Annotated in this window: 19 protein-coding genes; 8 read left to right on the top strand and 11 right to left on the bottom strand. The window is 65.4% G+C overall.

Going from position 1 to position 19872, the window contains the following annotated elements; genetic code table 11:
* Window positions 1-4: 4 nt before the first annotated feature.
* The 6 genes from AC1DDG_RS09415 to AC1DDG_RS09390 all read right to left on the bottom strand — a co-directional run bounded on the left by AC1DDG_RS09415 (window position 5) and on the right by AC1DDG_RS09390 (window position 3712).
* The gene (locus tag AC1DDG_RS09415) at window positions 5-343 is read right to left on the bottom strand and encodes an ester cyclase (protein ID WP_476875954.1); all 339 of its coding nucleotides are present in this window, start codon (window positions 341-343) and stop codon (window positions 5-7) included.
* The gene (locus tag AC1DDG_RS09410; RefSeq protein ID WP_476875870.1) at window positions 225-506 is read right to left on the bottom strand and encodes an ester cyclase; all 282 of its coding nucleotides are present in this window, start codon (window positions 504-506) and stop codon (window positions 225-227) included. Before AC1DDG_RS09410 ends, AC1DDG_RS09415 begins: the two co-directional genes overlap by 119 nt.
* Window positions 507-667: 161 nt before the next feature.
* The gene (locus tag AC1DDG_RS09405) at window positions 668-1048 is read right to left on the bottom strand and encodes a RidA family protein (protein ID WP_476875869.1); all 381 of its coding nucleotides are present in this window, start codon (window positions 1046-1048) and stop codon (window positions 668-670) included.
* 56 nt (window positions 1049-1104) lie between these two features.
* The gene (locus AC1DDG_RS09400) at window positions 1105-2211 is read right to left on the bottom strand and encodes an alanine racemase (protein WP_476875868.1); all 1107 of its coding nucleotides are present in this window, start codon (window positions 2209-2211) and stop codon (window positions 1105-1107) included.
* A gap of 99 nt (window positions 2212-2310) precedes the next feature.
* Window positions 2311-3027 carry an SDR family oxidoreductase gene (locus AC1DDG_RS09395; RefSeq protein WP_476875867.1) on the bottom strand — a complete coding sequence of 239 codons (717 nt, stop codon included), beginning with the start codon at window positions 3025-3027 and terminating at the stop codon, window positions 2311-2313.
* A gap of 10 nt (window positions 3028-3037) precedes the next feature.
* Entirely contained in the window at window positions 3038-3712 is a 675-nt protein-coding gene (locus AC1DDG_RS09390) for a haloacid dehalogenase type II (RefSeq protein WP_476875866.1), read from the bottom strand.
* Between the two features lie 396 nt (window positions 3713-4108).
* Here AC1DDG_RS09390 and AC1DDG_RS09385 point away from each other — a divergent pair, with 396 nt between their 5' ends.
* The 4 genes from AC1DDG_RS09385 to AC1DDG_RS09370 all read left to right on the top strand — a co-directional run bounded on the left by AC1DDG_RS09385 (window position 4109) and on the right by AC1DDG_RS09370 (window position 7955).
* Window positions 4109-5173: a glycerophosphodiester phosphodiesterase family protein gene (locus tag AC1DDG_RS09385; protein ID WP_476875865.1), complete on the top strand. Its 1065-nt coding sequence runs from the start codon at window positions 4109-4111 to the stop codon at window positions 5171-5173.
* Between the two features lie 161 nt (window positions 5174-5334).
* Window positions 5335-6660, top strand: a complete 1326-nt coding sequence (locus tag AC1DDG_RS09380) for a hypothetical protein (protein WP_476875864.1) — start codon at window positions 5335-5337, stop codon at window positions 6658-6660.
* 120 nt (window positions 6661-6780) lie between these two features.
* Window positions 6781-7212, top strand: coding sequence for a DUF3592 domain-containing protein (locus AC1DDG_RS09375; RefSeq protein WP_476875863.1), 432 nt, complete (start codon window positions 6781-6783; stop codon window positions 7210-7212).
* 47 nt (window positions 7213-7259) lie between these two features.
* Window positions 7260-7955, top strand: coding sequence for a hypothetical protein (locus AC1DDG_RS09370; protein ID WP_476875862.1), 696 nt, complete (start codon window positions 7260-7262; stop codon window positions 7953-7955).
* 194 nt (window positions 7956-8149) lie between these two features.
* On the opposite strand, the gene AC1DDG_RS09365 is transcribed toward AC1DDG_RS09370, so the two are convergent.
* From AC1DDG_RS09365 to AC1DDG_RS09345, 5 genes are all read right to left on the bottom strand, one after another.
* On the bottom strand, window positions 8150-11251 hold the full coding sequence (locus tag AC1DDG_RS09365) for an FAD-binding and (Fe-S)-binding domain-containing protein (RefSeq protein ID WP_476875861.1): 3102 nt from the start codon (window positions 11249-11251) through the stop codon (window positions 8150-8152).
* Window positions 11238-12299: a hypothetical protein gene (locus tag AC1DDG_RS09360; protein WP_476875860.1), complete on the bottom strand. Its 1062-nt coding sequence runs from the start codon at window positions 12297-12299 to the stop codon at window positions 11238-11240. The genes AC1DDG_RS09365 and AC1DDG_RS09360 overlap by 14 nt, the downstream gene beginning before the upstream one ends.
* A gap of 78 nt (window positions 12300-12377) precedes the next feature.
* Window positions 12378-13769, bottom strand: a complete 1392-nt coding sequence (locus AC1DDG_RS09355; RefSeq protein ID WP_476875859.1) for a hypothetical protein — start codon at window positions 13767-13769, stop codon at window positions 12378-12380.
* A 220-nt stretch (window positions 13770-13989) separates the two neighbouring features.
* The gene (locus tag AC1DDG_RS09350) at window positions 13990-15075 is read right to left on the bottom strand and encodes a TM2 domain-containing protein (RefSeq protein ID WP_476875858.1); all 1086 of its coding nucleotides are present in this window, start codon (window positions 15073-15075) and stop codon (window positions 13990-13992) included.
* Between the two features lie 419 nt (window positions 15076-15494).
* Complete coding sequence (locus tag AC1DDG_RS09345; protein ID WP_476875857.1) at window positions 15495-15830, bottom strand: cupin domain-containing protein; 336 nt, start codon at window positions 15828-15830, stop codon at window positions 15495-15497.
* Window positions 15831-16078: 248 nt separating this feature from the next.
* Between AC1DDG_RS09345 and AC1DDG_RS09340 the strand changes: the two genes are divergently transcribed.
* The 4 genes from AC1DDG_RS09340 to AC1DDG_RS09325 form a co-directional block, all read left to right on the top strand.
* A complete protein-coding gene (locus AC1DDG_RS09340; RefSeq protein ID WP_476875856.1) occupies window positions 16079-17875 on the top strand; it encodes a RecQ family ATP-dependent DNA helicase in 1797 nt (598 codons plus the stop codon).
* A gap of 71 nt (window positions 17876-17946) precedes the next feature.
* Window positions 17947-18393, top strand: a complete 447-nt coding sequence (locus AC1DDG_RS09335) for an SRPBCC family protein (protein ID WP_476875855.1) — start codon at window positions 17947-17949, stop codon at window positions 18391-18393.
* A gap of 66 nt (window positions 18394-18459) precedes the next feature.
* Window positions 18460-19170, top strand: a complete 711-nt coding sequence (locus tag AC1DDG_RS09330) for a FadR/GntR family transcriptional regulator (protein ID WP_476875854.1) — start codon at window positions 18460-18462, stop codon at window positions 19168-19170.
* A gap of 301 nt (window positions 19171-19471) precedes the next feature.
* On the top strand, window positions 19472-19872 hold a 401-nt coding region (locus AC1DDG_RS09325), incomplete at its 3' end, for a lyase family protein (RefSeq protein WP_476875853.1).

Genomic DNA, 19872 nt, shown 5'->3' with positions numbered 1-19872 from the left:
GGGACTATTCAGGGATTGCGCCGACCTGCTGCATGAGCCTCAAGTTGTCTGTGGTTCCCCAATGCTCAGCCACCTTCCCGTCCTCGACGCGAATAATGTCAGTCGTGCCGAATTCGACACTCTTGCCCGTTGCCGCCATGGCGGCCATCTCGCCATTGTGCGTGCCCGTGAGTACTATGTGGCATGCCTCCATGTCTCCGCCGGCCACTGACGCCTCGATGGTCTTAACCTTGATATCCGGGAACGCCGTCCGGATCGCATCCACGAAATACCGGACACCGTCTAGAGCTCCCCCGGTGCAGTTGGGTCTCGGGCAGTAGGCCCAACTGACCCAACAGGGCAGCGACATCCGGATGGGCGCTGAACGAGACGATCTTCCCGTCTTTCACCGAGGCGAAGTACGTTCCGGTGCCGGTTACGGCTCTGCCCGTCGCCGGGATCTCCTGGCCGCCCATCATCAGCGGCCCGGTTTTGGTGCCAGTGAATTCAACTTCCGCAGCCAACATCGCTGATCGACATCACACATCTCCTCCTTGAAATGTCCTGATGCGCCTCATCGTAGGCCGTCCGAGACGCCAGTCAATGGCCGCCGGGAACCTGAAAGAGGAGTGCTTCTACGCCGCCTGCCGCTCCACCAGCGACAACGTCCAATTCTGCGTCCAGATGCCTACCGGGTTGCGGTGACCTCCACTTCGAACTTGCAGTCACGGGCCAGGCTTGCGACACCGACGGTGGCTCTGACCGGCGGATTGGTGTGAAAGATTTCGCGGAAGATCTGGTCCATGGTGGCGAAGTCGGTGAAGTCTGTGAGGTAGATGACGCACCGCACGACGTCGTCGAGCCCGAGCCCGACGTTGGTGAGGAGCTTTTCCACGCTCGCGAACGTGGCCCGGACTTCTGCTTCGAAATCGGCCGGGTACGTTTCCGGGCGGCCTCCGACACTTCCTACCTGGCCGGCAAGAAAAACAAGCCCGTTGGCCTCGACCACTTGGGAGTAGGAATCCCCTCCGGGCTGCACACCTTCAATGGCAGGGATGACTTTAGGCATTTTCTGTTCCGATCTTCTTTGGGGTTGGGGCAAACGAAGGGATGGTTCTGTTGCGCCTATGACAGGTGGCCGCGGGCATCCACGGGCCACCGACCTATCTCGGATCCGCCTTGCGTCACCACATACTCGTCGAAGAGGTTCGCTACCGGGCACGCGTGATTGGGAACCACCGTCAGTACGTCACCCACGGAAGGGCGCGCAACGCCGTCGGGTATCGAAAGATAGCCATGGTGCTCATTCAGCAGGCGCAGCAAACTGCCCGGAATCGACGGAACGTGCCCGAAACCCTTCTCGGGGTTGCCTTCCCTGCCGAGGACCTTCGTTCCGGCGTCAATGATCACTTGGCCCTGGACGGCAGTACTCACCACTGTTGTTGCGACGAGGAGGCCCACATCGGCGAGACTCCCGCAGGTCCCGAGCCGCACGTTGTCGGCATCGTTGAAGATGTATTCACCGGGCCGCAGTTCTGTAATCGGAGCACGGGACGAGAAGCTGGCTGTCGGCGTCGAACCGGCGCTCACAATCCCCACAGGTATGCCCTTGGCGGAGAGGGACGCGATGGCCTGTTCGGCAGCACGCACCTCGTCGGCCGCCCCTTCGGGGCGCGCATCCCTGGACTTGCCGGCGTGTCCGGCGTACGTGAATATGCCTGCAACATCGAGACCCAGCAGGAGGCACTCCGCGGCAAGGTCCCCGGCTTCCTGTGGTGGTACTCCGGCTCGGCGGGCTCCGCTGTCGATCTCCACCAGCACCCGCAGCGGCTGCGGTGAGCCCTGGGTGGCGAGAGCGAGCTGTTGTGCTCCGGCGACCGAGTCGACCCCGATGGAGAATGAGCGTACCTGCTCGTGCAGGCGCCGGATCCGCTGGGCCCGACGAGCGTTACCGGCCCAGATTGTGTAAGCGATGAAAATGTCGTCAAACCCGGCTTCTGCGAAGACCTCCGCCTCGCCAACACTGGACACGGTAATGCCCGCTGCGCCGGCGTCCAGCTGACGGCGGCCCAGGTTCACTGACTTGTGGGATTTCATGTGCGGGCGCAGGCTGACGCCGCCGTTGGCCAGGGAGTCCTGCATGCGTTTGATATTGGCGTCGACGACGTCGAGGTCAATATAGACCGCCGGCGTCTCTATCCCGCTGGGCGGTGCCGGGGGTGTGTTGCTCATTGCGTCCCCGCCGGCACGTGGCTCGGCTTTCACGGGGGATTCAGTGCTTGGTTTCACTTGTTGCCTCCGATGCCTTGTATTTCCGCAAGGGGTGGGTGATCACCATGGCAGGGGTGAGCGCTCGTAAAAATAGCCGCCTGAAGGACCGTCTGCTGGCAAGGTAGCCAGCCAGACGGGAGTGTCCGCGCCGCGTTCTACTGTTTGGGTTGCCTTCGGACTCATGTCGGTCCGCGTGTAGCCGGGCGAGGCGGCGTTGACCAGGATCCCTTCACCGCGGACCTCTGCTGCGAGGACAACAGTGAGCATGTTCAGCGCTGCCTTCGAGATCCGGTACGCGGGAGATTCCGCATCGGCAGTCAGTCCCAGGGAGGCCATGTTGCTGGTCAGGTTCACGATCCGCCCGTAGCCCGCAGCCCGCATGTGGGGCAGCACAGCATCGGCGCAGGCCCAGGACCCGAACAGGTTAGTGTCCAACGTCGCTCTGACCTTGTCGAAATCAGGCTCTGAGGGGCGGTGATCGGGCCCGTCAATGGCAATCCCGGCGTTATTGACCAGCACATCGATCCGGCCGAACTCCTTGATGACCGAGAGGACAGCCCGCTGGACCGAACTCACGTCGGTTACGTCAAGTTCGACGGCGGAGCTGGAGTATCCATGTTCCCCGAGCCGGGCCGCTGAACTTTCACCGGCTGCACTGTCTCTTGCGCCCAGAATGACATGTTGGCCGCGCCCGGCGAGCTGCCTGGCAACCTCCAGCCCAATGCCGCGATTGCCTCCCGTAACGAGAGCCACTCTGCCTTTCTGCTCGGAACTCATAATGCTTTCCTTAGAGCCCGAGGAGCTTGTTGAGCTCGTCAAGGGAATTGACGGTGGTGTAGTTGTAGGCGGGGCTGTGGGGATCGTAGCCGCGGTCCAGCATGACCTTGTTGGTGAAGCCCAAGTCGTCGGCCGGCATCAGGTCATAACGGGTGTGCGAGGACACGTGCACGAAATCCTCCGGGGAAGCGTTGAGCTGCTGCAGCATGTACTCAAACGCACCATAGCGCGGCTTGTAGAAACCTGCCTGCTCGGCCGTGTACACGGCGTGGAAAGGGGCGCCAAGCCGGGGCACGCTGACGTCCAGGAAGGCGTCGTCAGCGTTGGAGAGAATGACCAGCTTGTAGTTCTCGCCCATGGTCTTCAACGGCTCAATGACGCCGTCGTGAGCTCCCCAGCTCCGAACAGTGGCGCCGAACTGCTTTCCGGCATCTTCGGTGCGCTCGAGGTTCCACTTCCTGCAGACTCGGTCCCAGGCGTCCTGAAGAACCTGCTCGTAAGGGTAGTAGTCACCGCACACCTGGTCGTACCGGAAGTGGCGCCAATCGCGCATGAAGGCAGACATCTGTTCTTCAGGCACCCGGCCTGCGAGGAGGGGCCGCGTGGCCGCCTCGGTCTGGTAGTTGATGAGCGTGCCGTAGCAATCGAAGGAAACGTACTCCGGCCGGAAGCTGGTGGTGGTCAAAATGTGGTCCGTTCTTTGGAAGTTTTTGACTCGGACGTGATAGCGGAAGGGAGGAATGGCCTCCTGCCAGGGACCCAAAGAGCCAAATTGTTGATTGTCAGCAGTTACTGCTCTAAGCCTAAATGAGAATCATTCGTTATAGCAAGGAGATTTTTGTTTATTTTGACCCCGCGTAGCTCGTGGTCCCATGTCGCGGCACCTGCCCCTCACCCGCCCAGACCGGACACCCCGGTCTGGGCGGGTGCACGCTCGTCACCTCCTCAGCGGGAAAATGTGGTCAGCGCACTTGTTAACCTGCGGTCCAACTCACCGCACTCAGGTGTCCACTTGGCTTCCATACTGTGGACGGGTCGGCGGCTCAGCGCCGGCCACCGTCTTCCAGGAGGAACCATCACCATGCGCACAGTCCTGACCGCAGCGGCCGCCGTCGCCCTCTTCACCTCGCTGGCGAGCCCCGCCGTCGCCGCCCCGAACGCCGACGCCGGCACGCCGTCGTCGAACGCCGTAGACACCGCCGCCCCCATCAAGACCACCGGGCGCAACGGCTCCTTTGACCTGCAGGCCCACCGCGGGGGCCGCGGCGAGTGGACCGAGGAATCCTTGGCCGCGTTCGCCAACTCGCTGAAGCTGGGTGTGAGCACGCTGGAGCTGGACACCCACCTGACCGACGACGGCAAGGTGATCGTCTGGCACGACGACACCATCCAGGCGGACAAGTGCGTGGACACCGCGCCGGCCACCCCGGGCGATGCCGAGTTCCCGTACGTCGGCGACCGCGTCGCCGAGCTGTCGCTGGCCCAGATCAAGACGCTGAACTGCGGTTTCATGCAGCTGGCCGGCTACCCGGAGCAGCAGGTGATCGAGGGCAACCGGATCGCCGAACTCAAGGACGTCTTCCAGCTGGTGCGCGACTACGGCGCCAAGAAGGTCCGCTTCAACGTAGAGACCAAGGTGGAGGACGGCAAGGCCGGCGGCGAAGGCTCGGTGGCGCTCACCAAGGCCGTGGTCACCGAGATCTACATGGCGGGCATGTCCGGCCGCACCACCGTGCAGTCGTTCGACTGGTCCACGCTGAACTACACCAAGAAGATCGCCCCGCAGCTTCCCCTCGTGGCCCTCTCCAGCGGCGACGCGTGGCTGCAGGTGGGCAAGCCCGGCGCCGCGCCCGAGCTCGGCGGCATCGACATCGACGACTACGACGGCTCCCTGGCCAAGGCAGCCAAGGCGCAGGGCTACGACGTCATCTCCCCCACGTTCCGCTCTGTCACCCCGCAGATGATCGCCGACGCGCACGAGTTCGGCCTGCCCGTCATCCCGTGGACCGTCAACACCACCGCGGACATGGCACGCCTCATGGACCTCGGCGTGGACGGCATCATCACCGACTACCCCACCCGCCTGCGTGCGCTCATGGACCAGCGCGGGCTGAAGCTGCCGAAGGCATACGCGCCTGTCGCATAGCTTTTACAGCCACAACGCACGACGGCGGGTCGTCCCCTTTCGGGGGCGGCCCGCCAACTTGTCTCCTCAACGCCGCCACATCAACGGCTGGGCGCGCTGAGGATCGCAGACCCCTCAGGCGTGGCATGATCGTCTCCGTGTCTATTGATGAGGAGGGGCAGGTGACACTGACCAGCGCCATCGTGCGGCCCAGTGTTGAGGCGTGGGCGGCACTTCCGCGGCGAGCCCATGTCCGTCGGGAAGGTACTTTCGCGTGGCTTATCGGCGTGCTGACGACGGCCGGGGCCTTCATAGTGGACCGCGGGTGGGAAACCCTTGATGATCCTGCCTGGGCCGGCGCCTACCGCGCCATCGACATGTTCGGGATGGCGAGCATTCTCCTCGCCTTGAGTTTTTCTGTCGTCGGATTCCTGCTCCGCAGATACGCACTGGTGGCTGCACCCTTGGTGTTGCTGGCTGCTGCCATTCCGCACACCCTGGACGGCTATGCGTCAGCGGTCGTGTGGTGGCTGGGCGCTGCCGCAGCCGCCCTGTGGGCCGTCAGTGCGGCTGCTCGGCCGTGGCATCAGTTGCGTGCGGTCTGTCGTCTCGCGCAGGCTTCCCTCACGGGACGCACGACGGCGGTGGGCCCTAACGCCGTACGGGCAGGAAACCGGGCGCTTCTACGTGGCCTGCTGAGGCTTCCGCTGTTTCTGGCTGCGGCGTGCGGCGGCTGGGCACTGGCCTTCGGGGTGTTGCCCACGGAGCTTGGCCATACCTACGAGGAACTGGGGGAAGCGTCGTCGTCTAGCTTTTTTGCGGCGGCGGGAACCGCGGCGAGCATCGTCGCCATCGCCGAAGCGGTCAGTCAGGTGTGGCGGACGTACGCCTATGGCCGGGTGGGACGGAGCTTGGTCTGGGAAATACCCTCCGGCCGCGGCGTGGCGTCATGGTGGCCATACGCAAGAAACGATGCCGGGCAGGTGCCGATGGAGGCCGCTGAAGCGCCCGGCTGCAACTGTTTGGCGGAGTTCCGCCGGGCCTTCCCCGATGGGGAGAACGATCTCATGTGGAACGAAGGAGTGCCTGCCGCGGACTACTGCCCAATACATGGCCTCGACCGGATCAACGAGCTGACTCCCACGGAGTTCACCGCACTCGCTGAGGAAACCTGGCTGTGGGATGCAGGCTCCGATCTGCCGGAACCTGCAGACCCGGATGCCAGACGGTTGCTCCTGTACGGCCTTGCCGGGCACACCTTTGCCGGTATTCCCGTCCGGAAGCACGGCGGCCGCATCGACGCGGACTTCCCAGGAGTCACCCCTGTGCGTGAAGCCGATCCGGCAATCTTCGGCCCGTGGTGGGACAAACCACTACGCCCCGAGGCAGGGGCGCAGGACATCATCGATCTCCGACCAGCCGGCTATACCCGATCCGCATTCCGATACCGGCATGGCAGAGCATGGTTTGAGACCGCGCCGCCTTTCGCCGCCAGACCAGAACCCTGACATCCCGGCTTGGCCTGTCCAGGCCTTTGTGCCGTGGCCAGGCTCGGGCATCCGTTGGCGCGGCAGGCTGCCGAAGGCAGGGCAAGCTGACATACTGCTTTGTGAGCCTTGGGGGATCACTTGAAAATCGTGCTGTACGTCATCTGGGCGCTGTTCGTTGCCGGCGTCATTTACTCCGTCATCCACGCGGTCAGGAAGAACAGACAGCACGAGCAGATGGCAGCCGATTGGCCGCGCGTGCAGGCCACCGTGACCGGCAGCCGCGCCGGCTGGAGCGGCGGTACCGGCAACATGACGCCCAACCGGCGCTTCTGGCCCACGTACCAGTTCACCGACGAGCACGGTAGGCCGTTCGGAGGAGAATCTGAGGTCTCGTTTGCGGAGCAGCCGGTGCCCGGATCGCTGGTGGAGGTCGCCTACAACCCGGCCGACCCCAACGAGTCTTTCCATGTCTCCTCCCAGACAAGAACCGCGCTGGGCTGCCTGAGTCTGTTCTTCGCCGTCTTTGCCGTCGCCCTGTTCTGGTTCATCGGCGTCTTCCCGCTGGGCTGATCCGCCTTCCGCCACCCGTAAGCACAGCGAACTCGTGGAGCAACATCGTGAACAAAATCCTGGCGGCAGCAGCCGTAGTCGCACTGCGTAAGTTCAGGCGCCGACAGCATCTGGCTGGTGGCCTCCGAGGGAGAGCACCCGTCGCGGCCGCTCTGCTGGCGTTCAGCCTGCTCCTGACCGGCTGCACCGTGACCAGCGGGCCGGTGACGTCCACAACGACGGCTGCCCTCGCCCCCGGCGCCTTCTCCATGCTCGATGATGCAGGCGTCGAGCAGATCAAGGCGAGCCGGACCGCCCGGCTGGACATGAGTTCTGGGACTCTGGAGAAAGCTGCCGTCAACGTGGGCGTCAGCGAAAATTTCGGGCCCGAGGTCAATACCAAGGGCGCCGGTAAGATCGATCTCACGATCGTGGGTCCGGCTGGGGAGGTCACCGGAAAGACGGACAGGATCCGCTTCCTTTCCGGGGAAACCCGGGCGGACTTCAGCGAGGTCACGTATTTCCTCACAGCGGGATCCAGGGAGGAGTTCTACGAGCTCATCCGTGACGGCGTGCAGCGCTACGGCATCGCCAAGGAATCTGCCGAAGGCTGGATCAGCTCCACTGAGAGCGACCCAGCCAGTAAGAGTGACTTTTCCATCACGTCGGGCTTCACCACTGGCCTTGAGGTGAACTACGACCTCCGCTACGACGGGGCCAAGGACGTCCAGGTCATCATCGTCCACGTCCACCCCGCCGCCTAACCGCGACGCAGCGGGAGGAGTGCCCGCGAGCTCCGTAAGGGACCCGGCGACCAGCCCAGGGGCGTCGCCTATGCGGTTTCGACAAGCTCAACCAGCGGGGTTTCGACAAGCTCAACCAGCAGTGCGGCGCCTGGTTTCGACAAGCTCAACCAGCGGGGGTTTCGACAGCTCAACCAGCAGCGGTTTCTACCGGCTCAACCAGCGGGGGTTTCGACAGGCTCAACCAGCGTGCCGGGGTCGAGCAGCTGGGCGAGGTGGCGTCCGGGCCGCTCGGTGTCCAGGTGCTTGACCTGCATGGCGCAGGAGAAGCCGTCCGTCAGCACCACGGACTCCCCGCTGGTCTCGCGCAGTGCCGGCGCCAGCGCCTGCTCGGCCACCAGCATGCTCACTTCGAAGTGCTCCTTCTCGAAGCCGAAGTTGCCTGCCACGCCGCAGCACCCGGTGGCGTCCACCACGTCGGTGATGCCGACGGCGGTCAGCGCGGCGCGCTGTGTTCCGGCACCAAAAACCGAGTACTCGTGGCAGTGCGTCTGCAGCACCACCTGCTCCGGCAGCGGTTCGGACGGCGCCGGCGACCAGCCGGCCCGTGCCAGCTGGTCCACATGCGAAGCGAAGCTCCGCACCCGTGCCGCCACCCGTTTGGCCTGGTCCGTGTGGACCAACTCCGGCAGATCCTTGCGCAGCGCGGCCGCACAGCTGGGCTCCACCACCACAATGGGGCGGTCCGTGCCGTCGTCGAGCACTTCGGCGGCCTTGCCCAGCAGCTTCTTTGCGGTGTCGAGCTGGCCGGTGGAGATCCAGGTCAGACCACAGCACGCGTCGGCCGAGCACTCGGTCCGCTCCCCCGCGGCGGTAAGCACGCGGGCAGCTGCGCCTGCGACCTCGGGGCGGAAACCCCTGGTGAACGTGTCCACGAACAGCACCACGCCGTCGTCTGTATTGACTGCACCGGCACCGCCGGCACTCAGGCGAGTCCCGCCGTCGTGCCTCCTGCCGTTCCTGCCCGGCATCACCACGCCGGCCGCGGCAACCTGCTTGCGCCATTCGCTGCCGCCGGCGAACCGTGGCATGGAACGTTCGGTGGTCATCCCGCCCAGCGTGGCTGCCACCTTCGCCAGCGGCGTGGCCAGTACGGCGTTGACCAGCGGCGCCGTGCGGCCGGTGATCTTCAGCCAGCGAGGCAGCCAGCCCAGGGAGAAGTGCGAGATCGGACGCATCCGGCCCCGGTAGTAGTGGTCGAAGAATTCCGACTTGTAGCTGGCCATGTCCACGCCCGTGGGGCAGTCGCTGGAGCACGCCTTGCAGGACAGGCAGAGGTCCAGGACCTCGCGGACCTCCTCGGACTTCCAGCCCTCCTCCACGGTGCGCGCCCCGCGGACCATGTCCTGCAGCACCCGGGAACGGCCGCGGGTGGAGTCCTTCTCGTCGCGGGTGGCTCGGTAGCTGGGGCACATCACGCCGCCGGCGTCCGTGCGGCAGCGGCCCACGCCGATGCAACCCTGGACGGCGTGGACCCACGGGTCGATCCCGCTACCACCGGCGTGCGCCGGGTTGTCCGTCTCCGCAGCCGACCCGCCGCCGGAGTGCAGCGGCCGGAGGTCGAAGCTGGTACGCCACTCCCGCTCCGGCACGCCGTCCAGCGACAGGTTCTCATCCATCGGGTCCGGGTCCGTGAGTGACCCCGGGTTCAGGATGCCCGCCGGGTCCCACAGGCTGCGGTAGGCGGCAAACGCCTCCAGCATCCGCGGCGAATACATGAGCGGCAGCAACTGCGACCGGGCCCGGCCGTCGCCGTGCTCGCCGGAGAGCGAGCCGCCGTGCCGCACCACCAGCCGCGCCGCGTCGGCCGAGAACCGACGGAACACGTCCCGGCCCTCCGCCGCGCGCAGGTCGTACGTGATGCGGATGTGCATGCAACCGGCGCCGAAGTGCCCGTACATGACGCCCTGCAGGCCGTAGCTGTCCAGCAGTCCGCGAAAGTCCGCCAGATAGTCGGCCAGGTTCTCCGGCGCGACGGCGGAATCCTCCCACCCGGGCCAGGACTCACCGCCTGTGGAAAGACGGGACGACAGCCCGGCGCCGTCCTCGCGCACGCGCCACAGCGATGCCCGCTGGGTTGGGTCGGGAACGGGCCGGCCCGCCACGAGGCGCCCGTTCTGCCGCAGCCGCTCGAGCAGCCTGTTGGCCTCGGCCGCGACTTCGGCGGGGTCGTCGCCGTCGAGGTCCACGTACAGCCAGGCCTTGCCCTCCGGCAGCCCCAGCACCGCGCCCTCGCCGCGGCGGAAGCGCATGGTGTCCACGATCGCCTCGTCAATGCCTTCCACAGCGGCCGGGGAGAATTCGAGGATGGTTTCGATGTCCCGCGCCGCGTCCACCACGTCCGCGTAGCCGAGGCACACCAGCAGGGCACTGGCCGGCTTGGGCACCAGCTTCATCCGGGCTCCGGTGACGATCACGCACGTGCCCTCGGAGCCCACCAGGGCACGGGCCACGTTGAAGCCCTTCTCCGGCAGCAGATTGTCCAGGTGGTAACCCGAGACCTGCCGCTGGATCCGGCCCAGCTCCACGCGGAAGTCGGCCATATTGTTGTGCGCCAGCTCCTGAAGCGAGTCGGTCAGGGCGGCGGCGCGCGTCGCCGCAACTTTGTCCGCCGCGTCCGTGGCGCGCAGGCCCGTGGCGGTGGCGGTGAGCCGGGCGCCGTCGGAAGTGACGACGTCGAGCTCCACCACGTGGTCCGATGTGCGGCCGTAGCGGACGGAGTGGTTCCCGCACGCGTCGTTGCCCAGCGAGCCGCCCACGGTGGCGCGGTTCTTCGACGACGGGTCCGGGGCGAAGGTGAACCGGTTGCCGGTGGCTTTCTCCACCTCGCGCGAAAGCACGGCGAGCACCACGCCGGGATCCACGGCCACGGTGCCCGCCGCCTCGTCGATCCCGTGGATCCGGTGCATGTGCCGGGAGAAGTCCAGCACCACGCCGGGCCCGATCGCGTTGCCCGCCATCGACGTTCCGCCGCCGCGGCTGATGAGCGGGGTCCCGGTCTCCCGGCACACCGCGAGCGCTGCCTCCACGTCCTCCACGGACCGCGGGAACACCACGGCCAGCGGCGGCACCCGGTAGTTGGAGGCGTCGTACGCGTACTCGGCCAGGCGGCGCGGCGAACTGTCGGCGCTGATCCCCGCTGCGGACAACCTTTCCAGCACCTTCTGCTGTGCGGCGTTATGCACCGTGCCGGACTCTTCAGCGGAAGGTACGACGGCGGCGACGTCCGTAGCGGCGGTAGCGTCAGTCTGCTTCATATTGGCCAGCGTAGTCCTCAGGTGTCTCCTTCAGCTGGCGCAGCCACGCCTTCAGCTGGCTGGCGTCCGGTGCCATCAGGACCCGCTGTTTGATGCCTTCCCTTAGCCCTGTGATGAACGGGCCCGGGTCGCCGGAGCCAGCCGCGTCCGAGGCATTCTCCGCTATCCATGGATCCTGGATGGTCTTCGGCGATTCAATCCCTGCGTGCACCAGCGCGCCCACCACTTCCACCCGGAACGGGTAGATGTGCCAGGCATCTCCGCTGCCTGGCACGGCTTCCGCCCGGCGCACAAGCGCCGCCAGCCTGCACAGCCGTTTGAGGACCAAGGGGCTTACCTGAAGGTAGGCGCTGATGTCACTCTGCCCCACTTCCTTCTGGTGCAGGTCACCGGGCTTTGCTAGGCCTGCTTCCCGGAGCTGCTTCTCATAGGGCGCGAATGCCTCCAGCTTCCAGAAGTCCTGCCGGGCCGTCACGCCCAGAAACTGAAGAAAGGCCGGGCTGGAACGGAGGTCCTTCAGCTCGGGATCCTGCCGCGCCCATACCTTGAGTCCCGGGATCGTAAAGGCATACCTCAGCTTCTCCGTGACTTCGGCTTCGCTAGCCAGTCCGCCCTTCCTGGCAATGCTGCAGGCGGCAGCGTAAGCCGCGCCGGGCGCGAGTGAGGCGCATGCCTCGTTGTACCAAGTGACGAAGTACGGGAGCGGGTGGCCAGTGGACGGGCTTGCTATTTTCTCCCAGGCTTTGGCGCCCGCGTCGGCTTCCGCGTCGGATGCTACGCCGCTGCCGGCTCCGAAAAGGTCGTGGTAAGCGAGTGCAGCATGCAGGCGCATGCCGTGAGCCAGTGGTCCGGGGACGCGAACGCGCCTGCCGGGCTCGAGCGAGTTCAGCAGATCATGGGCACGTGCCCGGGCTTGTGAACGTAGCGCCTTGAATTCGTCCGTCACGGGCAAGTTGAGAACTGCGCTCAGGAAGGTCATTTCAATCCGGTACAGCAGACACGTGTAGCCCGCCGCCGACTTGGTCTCGGCGTCCATGTCGTTTCTCATCGCTTTGGCCTTGTGAGACAGCCAATCCGCATACTTCTTGAATGTTTGTGAGTCAGTAGCGTGCCGGTACATTCGGTTTTACAGCGCTATTTCTGCCAGCATGTTCTCCGGGTCCAAATCAATGGCCTTACCCAAGAGCGTCCTCCCAGGATCCCCTGCTGCCCATTCCTCCGTGGTCGCTATGTCATGCAAACCGAGACTCCGCCAGTCCGTCGCACCGCACAATCCCTCGAATCCGTGGTGCTTGCCTGCCAGCGTGACGAGCACGAAGGCGGCAGCCATTTTGTGCAGCTCCGACGCTGTTCCAGAGCCCGGTTTCGCCTGCGATCCCTTTCCGGCCGGCGCCGCTCCTCCCCCCGCCTTCCCCGGCAGGCCAAGTGCCGTCCGGTCTATGGTGGCCGCGGCCACCGCCCAACTGTTGCGCGTCATGGCAACCGTTATCGAATTCTCGTTGGCAGGCGAAACCACCACGTTCCACGGCGTGACACCAAATATTGAAGTCAGTATCTTTTGGGCCGCCGCCAGAACCTTGTTGCTGAGTGCGACGGTGAGGGCGCTGTCTCCCAGTGCCGACACATCTGTGCCCTGAGGGACCTCGATTCCGCGCGGAGGTGCGGCGCCAAGTTCGTCGAGGAGTGCGGCAACATAAGAGGCGTCAGCTTTGCTTGGCTCGTCGTCGTCGCCGCGAACCTCCAGCGAGATGCGAAGCCTGCTGCTGAGATAGAAGGCCAGGGACGCTGCACCGGCGAAAGGGACCAGGCACACGCCGGCGAGCGCCCAGAAGGTGCCTGCGTCTAAACTCTCTGCTTTCAGCGCCGCCAGCACGGAAACTATCCAATAGGAACCCCCGAATATCAGTCCCAGACCGGCAAATAGCAGCACTGCCCGCAGCACAGAAGTAACTTTGAAAAAAGGCATCTTCGGGACAAAGGCGAGAAGCCTCCCGATGAGCAGAAAGAAAACCACAAGGCCAAGCAACGCCAGCCCCGCACCTGACAACGGGGTAGCAACGTTCTTCACAAAGCGGTCCCAGTCATTGGCCGCCTGCTTCGCAGGGTTGGTCTCGGGTTTCTGGGGCTCGTCTGCCATCTGCTGGGCCTTCAGGATGGCGTTGAGCCGTTGTTCCTCGCACGCCGTGCTCATGGTCTGGGCCTGTTGAGGCGCTGGCCCGCGAATCTTGTCGATAAGCGCCAGCGCATCCGCGGGTCTCTTGTTGCTCGTGAGCTCCTGGGCCTTTTTGCACGCGTCTTGAAGGGGCTGCGCTGGTGCGGCGATTGCGCCCGCCGTCTCACGTGCTGCGTCCGCCCGGCCCACGACGAACCCTGGTCCGGCAGGGACGAATAGCACGGCAAGTGACAGCAACATGCCTAGGAGTAAGGCCCTGGCTTTTCGCAGCCGGTGTCGATCGAGGAAGGTTTCTGAAATTGCCACAGGTATCGAAGCAGCTGCATTCGAAAGTTCTCTGCTCATGGTTTTCGCCGACCTTAGGAGCCGTTGTGGCTAATTTTGCGCTCGTAACGGATAAAGGGAAAGAGCGGTTTTGGCAGGTTGAATGTGCCTGCTGACGGTCGATAAAGGCGATGGCCTGCGACTCCGACATGCAAAATGGCCCCGGCAGACTCAGAGGTCTGTCGGGGCCATTCGTCGTTAAGGTCAGGGCATCCACCCTGGCGGAGGCCGCTCGGAGGCGCTACTTCGCCGTAATCGTCCAGTCACCCTCGGACTTGATCTGCACGAAGCCGGGCGTCAGCTGGACCGTGCCGCTGTAGGTGCCATCCTCGTCGACCGGCAGTTCCGGAGCGTCGGCCCCGAAGCCCTCCACCAGAAACTGACCTTCGCCCTTGTTGGTAATGGCAGCTTTGTCGGTGGGCGCGTCCCAGTAGATGACTTTGTCACCGTGCCCGCTTGCCTTGCCGGTGGCCGTGGGGACGGCGTCCACATCCTCCACCTTCAGGGTCCAGGCTGCGTCGGCGCTGATGGCGAACTCGGAGGTTGCGGAACCGGTGCTGGTGTCCACAAGGTGGGAGCCGGTGTAGCCGCCGACGGTGTTCACGAGCATGATTTCGGCCCCGTTCGTCTCCAGAACCGTGTTGCCCGAGCACGCCTTGCAGGTGAAGGTCACCAGCGCCGGTATCCCCTTCAGGTCCACAGTCTTGACGTCGTCGCCGGTTCCCGCGAAGGACTGCGCAATCAGACGGGGACGGTCATCGCCGGCAACAGCTTCCTCGGATGCCCCAGCCGACGCGGAAGGAGACGGAGCCGCGGACTCGTCCGTGAGAGGCGCAGCCGAGACGATCGGCGACGTGCCGGCGCTGTTGATGGCCAGTGCCGCGCCGGCCCCGATGACGGCACCCACGAGGCTGCCGCCCACCACGAGCACCGCGGAGACGGCAATCGCCACCACCCTGTGCTGCGCATAGCCAGCCAACGGCCGGCCGGCCTTGTCCCGCTGCTTCCCCGCCAGGATGAGGATCAGGTCAATGAGGGTCCAGAAGCCCAAGCCGCCGGCAGTCAGCAGCTTGGCAATGCCTGTGCCGATCTTGCCAAGGTAGAAGCGGTCCACGCCCAGGCCGCCGAGGAACAGGGACAGCAGCCAGGTGGTGACGAAGAACTTCTCCGGAGCCGCCCCGAACTGCGGAGCATACTGCTTGCCCGCGTACTGCCCCTGCCCAAACCCGCCGGGGCTCTGCTGGCCTTCAAAAAACCCCGGCGCACCATAGGTGGTGTAGTCGGGCGCCGGCGGAGGTGGAGGCGGGGTCTGGCCGGGCTGGCTCATGGCTGTCCTTTCGGGCTGGCGACGGCAGGGGTCACCGATTTGGGCGGGGTGATGGGTTTGCGGCGAGTGCCGCGGGTGGCTGCTGAGCCGTTTGGCGGACCATCGGCTCGGCGGGAAGGGGAGGTTGCAGGTAGCGCTGGGGACCGTCCGGACTCTCAGCTTTTGAGGGCTGGCTGGTTCCGGACGTCGCATTGAGTCAGGACGGCGCAGTGAGTCACAGGAGTGAGTTCACCGGAAGTGACACGAGTGATCCCACTTGAGTGTTTTCACGGCTGATTTCACACGGCTTTATCGCTTGCACATGCGCTGATGTCCCCCAGTTTGACGCTCCGGCGTCTCCGCCCCCTGAAGGGATATTACACGTGCCCGGACAGTCCAAACAGCACTGTCCACGCCGGTGCGGCCAACGTCACCAGTGCCTACTGCCTGATCTTCGCCACCGTCATCAAAAAGGCTGAATCTTCCTCCGCGTCCAGGCTGTGCAGCCCGTCCGGAATGATCAGCAAATCACCTGTTTTGCCCTGCCAGGATTCGCCGCCGGACCGCAGCCAAAGCGAGCCGCGGAGGACAAAAATGGTTGCCTCGCCGGGGTTCTGGTGCTCACTGAGACTCGTCCCCGCCTTGAGCGCCATGACCGTTTGGCGCATCACCTTCTCGTGCCCGCCGAACACGGTGTCGGCAGCCCGCCCGCTGCCGGCCGAAACTGCAGCCTGGAGCTGCTGCGTGGCCAGTGCGTCAATCGAAATCTTCTGCATGGGGCAACCGTACCCACCGGCGGGGCGCAGGGAAATGGGCAATCGCTCCAGGCCCGCCCAGGCCACCGTAAGAGTTCACGCCCACAGGCGGTTCCCCGCCCCAGTCCGAAGCCCACGGCCCCTCTGACCGCTGACCCTTGAACCGATGAACTGCGGCCGGCAGGGAGGTGCCGGCCGGAGCTGGGACCGACATGACGCCCGGCGAACCTGGGACTAGGGTAGATTCCACGGCTGAAGACACCCGGCCAATGGATCGCACCCACGGAGCTGCCACCATGACCGAGGCCCTCGCCGCCGCTGCCGCCAGTGACACCCACGCCAGTGACACCAACGCCACCCCCACCGAAAACACCACCGATTACGACGCCGGCCTCCGCCAGCTCGCTGCCGGAACCTTCGGACTCCCCCACCTCCGCGAAGGCCAGCTCGCCGGGATGCGCGCGCTCGCCGCCGGCCGCGACGTCCTCGCCGTGATGCCCACCGGCTACGGAAAGTCGGCCATCTACCAGGTGGCCGCGCTGCACCTGCACCAAAACCGAGCCGGCCACAGCGGAAGCCCGGATGCCCCCGCAGGCGGTCCCGCCGTCGTCGTTTCCCCGCTGATCGCGCTGCAGGAGGACCAGCTGGACGGCCTGCTCGAGGACCTCGGCGGGGACGCCGCCGTCGCCATCAACTCGGGCCGCAGCGATTCCGAAGTGAACGGCGCCTGGGAAGCCGCCGAACGCGGCGACGCCGTCTTCCTCTTCCTCGCCCCCGAGCAGCTGGCCAAGACCGAAACCGTGGAGCGCCTCGCCGCCCTGAACGTCTCGCTGTTCGTGGTGGACGAGGCCCACTGCGTCTCGTCCTGGGGCCACGATTTCCGCCCCGACTACCTCCGACTCGGCGAGGTCCGTGGGCAGCTGGGCAACCCGCCCGTCGTCGGCCTCACCGCCACCGCCTCTCCCCCGGTCCGCGACGAAATCCAGCAGCGCCTGCGCATGAAGGACGCGCTGGTCCTGGTCCACGGCTTCGACCGGCCCAACATCCGGCTCGACGTGGTCCGCCACCTTGAGGACCGGGACAAGCGCCGCGCCGTGGTGGAGCAGGTGGCTGAACTCAAGGGTCCGGGCCTGCTCTACGCCGCCACCCGCAAGGACACCGAGGCGTACGCCGCTGAGCTCACCGAGCGCGGGCTGCGCGCAGAGGCCTACCACGCCGGGCGGAAACAGAGTGAGCGGGACCGCGCCCACGAGCAGTTCCTCGACGACGGGCTCGACCTCGTGGTGGCCACCACCGCGTTCGGCATGGGCATCGACAAGCCCAACGTCCGCTTCGTCATCCACGCCGACATCCCCGATTCCCTGGACAGCTACTACCAGGAGATCGGCCGCTCGGGGCGCGACGGCGAACCGGCCGCCGCCGTCCTGCACTACCGGCTCGAAGACTTGGGCCTGCGCAAATTCTTCGGCACGCACACTCCGGACGAGGAATCGCTCTTGGCTGTTCTTGTTGTCCTGCGCGCCGCTGACGGACCGTTGAAGCAGAAAGCCCTTGCCGAGCAGACCGGCTTTTCCCCGCGGAAGCTCACCGGATTGCTGAACCAGCTGCAGGAGACGCGCGCCGTGAAGACCGGCAAGCGCGGCATCCGGCTGGAATCCGGCGCCAAGCTGCCCGCGGTGGTGGAGCGCGCCGTCGAACTCGCCGAAGCGCGCCAGCGCGTGGACCGCTCGCGCATCGAGATGATGCGCGGCTATGCCGAGACTGACTCCTGCCGGCGCCAGTTCCTGCTGGGCTACTTCGGCGAGGACCTCCCCGAGCCCTGCGGCAACTGCGACAACTGCGCCGACGGCTCCGCCTACGAGGAGGATTACGACGACGGCGCCGCGGCCGCCGCGGGCGGGGAACCGTTCCCGCTCCAGGCCTCTGTTGTTCACAAGGAGTGGGGGCCGGGCCTGGTGATGCGGCACGAGGAGGACGTGATCACCGTGCTGTTCGAGCAGGAAGGCTACAAGACGCTGTCCCGGCAGGCCGTCCAGGAGGGCAAGCTGCTGACACTCGCGAAGTGACAGCCAGCCCCGCCGAATCAGGAAGGGGAAGGCCACTTACTCCCGGGACCGTCCGGTGCCAGAGTCGGAACATGACTGAACAGCCAGGCGGACTGGTTCTGACCTTGGAATGTACTCTCGATGCGCCCCGTGAGCGCATCTTCAGCCTGCTGACCGAACCGCCGGAACTGGTGAAATGGTGGGGGCCGCGCGGCTTCACGACGCCTGAAGCGAAAGTCAACCTCCGCGAGGGCGGCGCTTACCGCCTGTCGATGCAACCGCCGGACGGCGATCTGTTCCACCTGGCCGGCGAGTTTTTCGAGATCGACCCGCCGAATCGACTCGTCTATACGTTCCATTGGGAAGAACCCACTCCGGACGACCGTGAAACCGTCGTCACACTGTCCCTTGAGACCGCAGGTAACGCCATGCTTCTCACGCTCTCGCAGACTGGGTTCGCGACGGAGGAGCGCCTTACCCTGCACCGGGACGGCTGGACCGAGAGCTTCGATAAACTCCGGATGCTGGCCAGGGCCTAGGAAATCGACGACAGGGCGCGCCGTCACACGTTGACAGGGAGACGTGACCCGTGCCATATTTCTTGCATGAGCAACCTGTTGGACAGCTGGACAGTTGGACAAGACAAGGTGATCCGGGTCGGCGCCGCCGAAGCCGTGTTCACCTCCCTCCGAAACGCCATCGAAGGCGGCAAGATCCCCGTCGGCGCCAGGCTGGATTCCGAGGCATCCCTGGCACAGCAGTACGGCGTGAGCCGGTCCATGGTCCGTGAAGCACTTCGTTCGTGCAACGCACTCGGGCTGACGGCAACGTACACGGGAAAAGGCACGTTCGTCATCGCCGACCGCGTTGCCCAGGACCTCAAGCTCGGCAAGTATTCGGCACGTGACCTCGTGGAGGCGCGCCCCCACATCGAGGTGCCGGCCGCTGCCCTGGCTGCCGAACGCCGGACTCCCGAGGATGTGGAGGCACTGCGCGAAATCCTTGATGCGATGGCGGACGAGGACGACCTCCAGCACTGGGTGCTTCTGAACGCCGAGTTCCACGCCACCATAGCCCGGTGCAGCGGCAACGGCGTCTTTGCGGGCGTGTTGTCAGACATCCGCGAGGCCATGGCGGACCAGTCGAACACCCTCAACCTGGTAGCTGACCGGCGCAAGGCATCTGACTCCGAACACACGCGCATCTTCAACGCCATTGAGCGGGGATCCGCACAGGAAGCGTCCCGGGCAATGACAAGGCACCTCCACGGGGTGGAGTGCGCTCTGGTCAGCATCGTCCCCGGCGGCGAGAAATAACCATCGAGACGGCTGAATCCTTCTGCCTCCGCGTTGCCTCAACCACTGTTGTCTGAACCGCCTTGCTTGAACTACGTTCTTGAACCGCCCTGCCTGGGCCTACTTTGCCGGGCCACCTTGCCGGGACGTTGCTGCCTGAACAGCTGCTGACGGTGGCGAATGCCCGGCTACTCCATGATGCGGCGCACCACTGTTCGATGTCCTGGGCGGCGGCCATCACCCAGGCCCCGCAGACCACTGATTTCCACCGCAGACCAATAATTTCTGTCCAAACCCGTCAATGAAGCCGTGAGGACCCATCATGACCATCACCAATACCGCTCCGGACGTCCGTTCCGAGCATGATCTCCTGGGCGACCGGGACGTTCCGGCCGCCGCGTACTGGGGTGTGCACACGCTCCGGGCCGTGGAGAACTTCCCCATCACCGGCCAGCCGCTGTCCACGAACATGCACCTGGTCCGCGGCCTGGCCGCCGTGAAACTCGCCGCGGCCCGCACCAACCTCGAACTCGGGCTCCTGGACCCCGAGCGCGCCGCCGCGATCGAGGCCGCGTGCACCGACGTGCTCAACGGGCTCCTGAACGACCAGTTCGTCGTCGACGTCATCCAGGGCGGCGCCGGGACCTCCTCGAACATGAACGCCAACGAGGTCATCGCCAACCGGGCCCTGGAAATCCTCGGCCACCCCAAGGGCGACTACGC

The sequence above is a fragment of the Arthrobacter sp. 10L430 genome, from assembly GCF_056395245.1.
The sequence above is the reverse complement of the archived record's forward strand: the minus strand, read 5'-3'. Positions and strand labels throughout refer to the sequence as shown.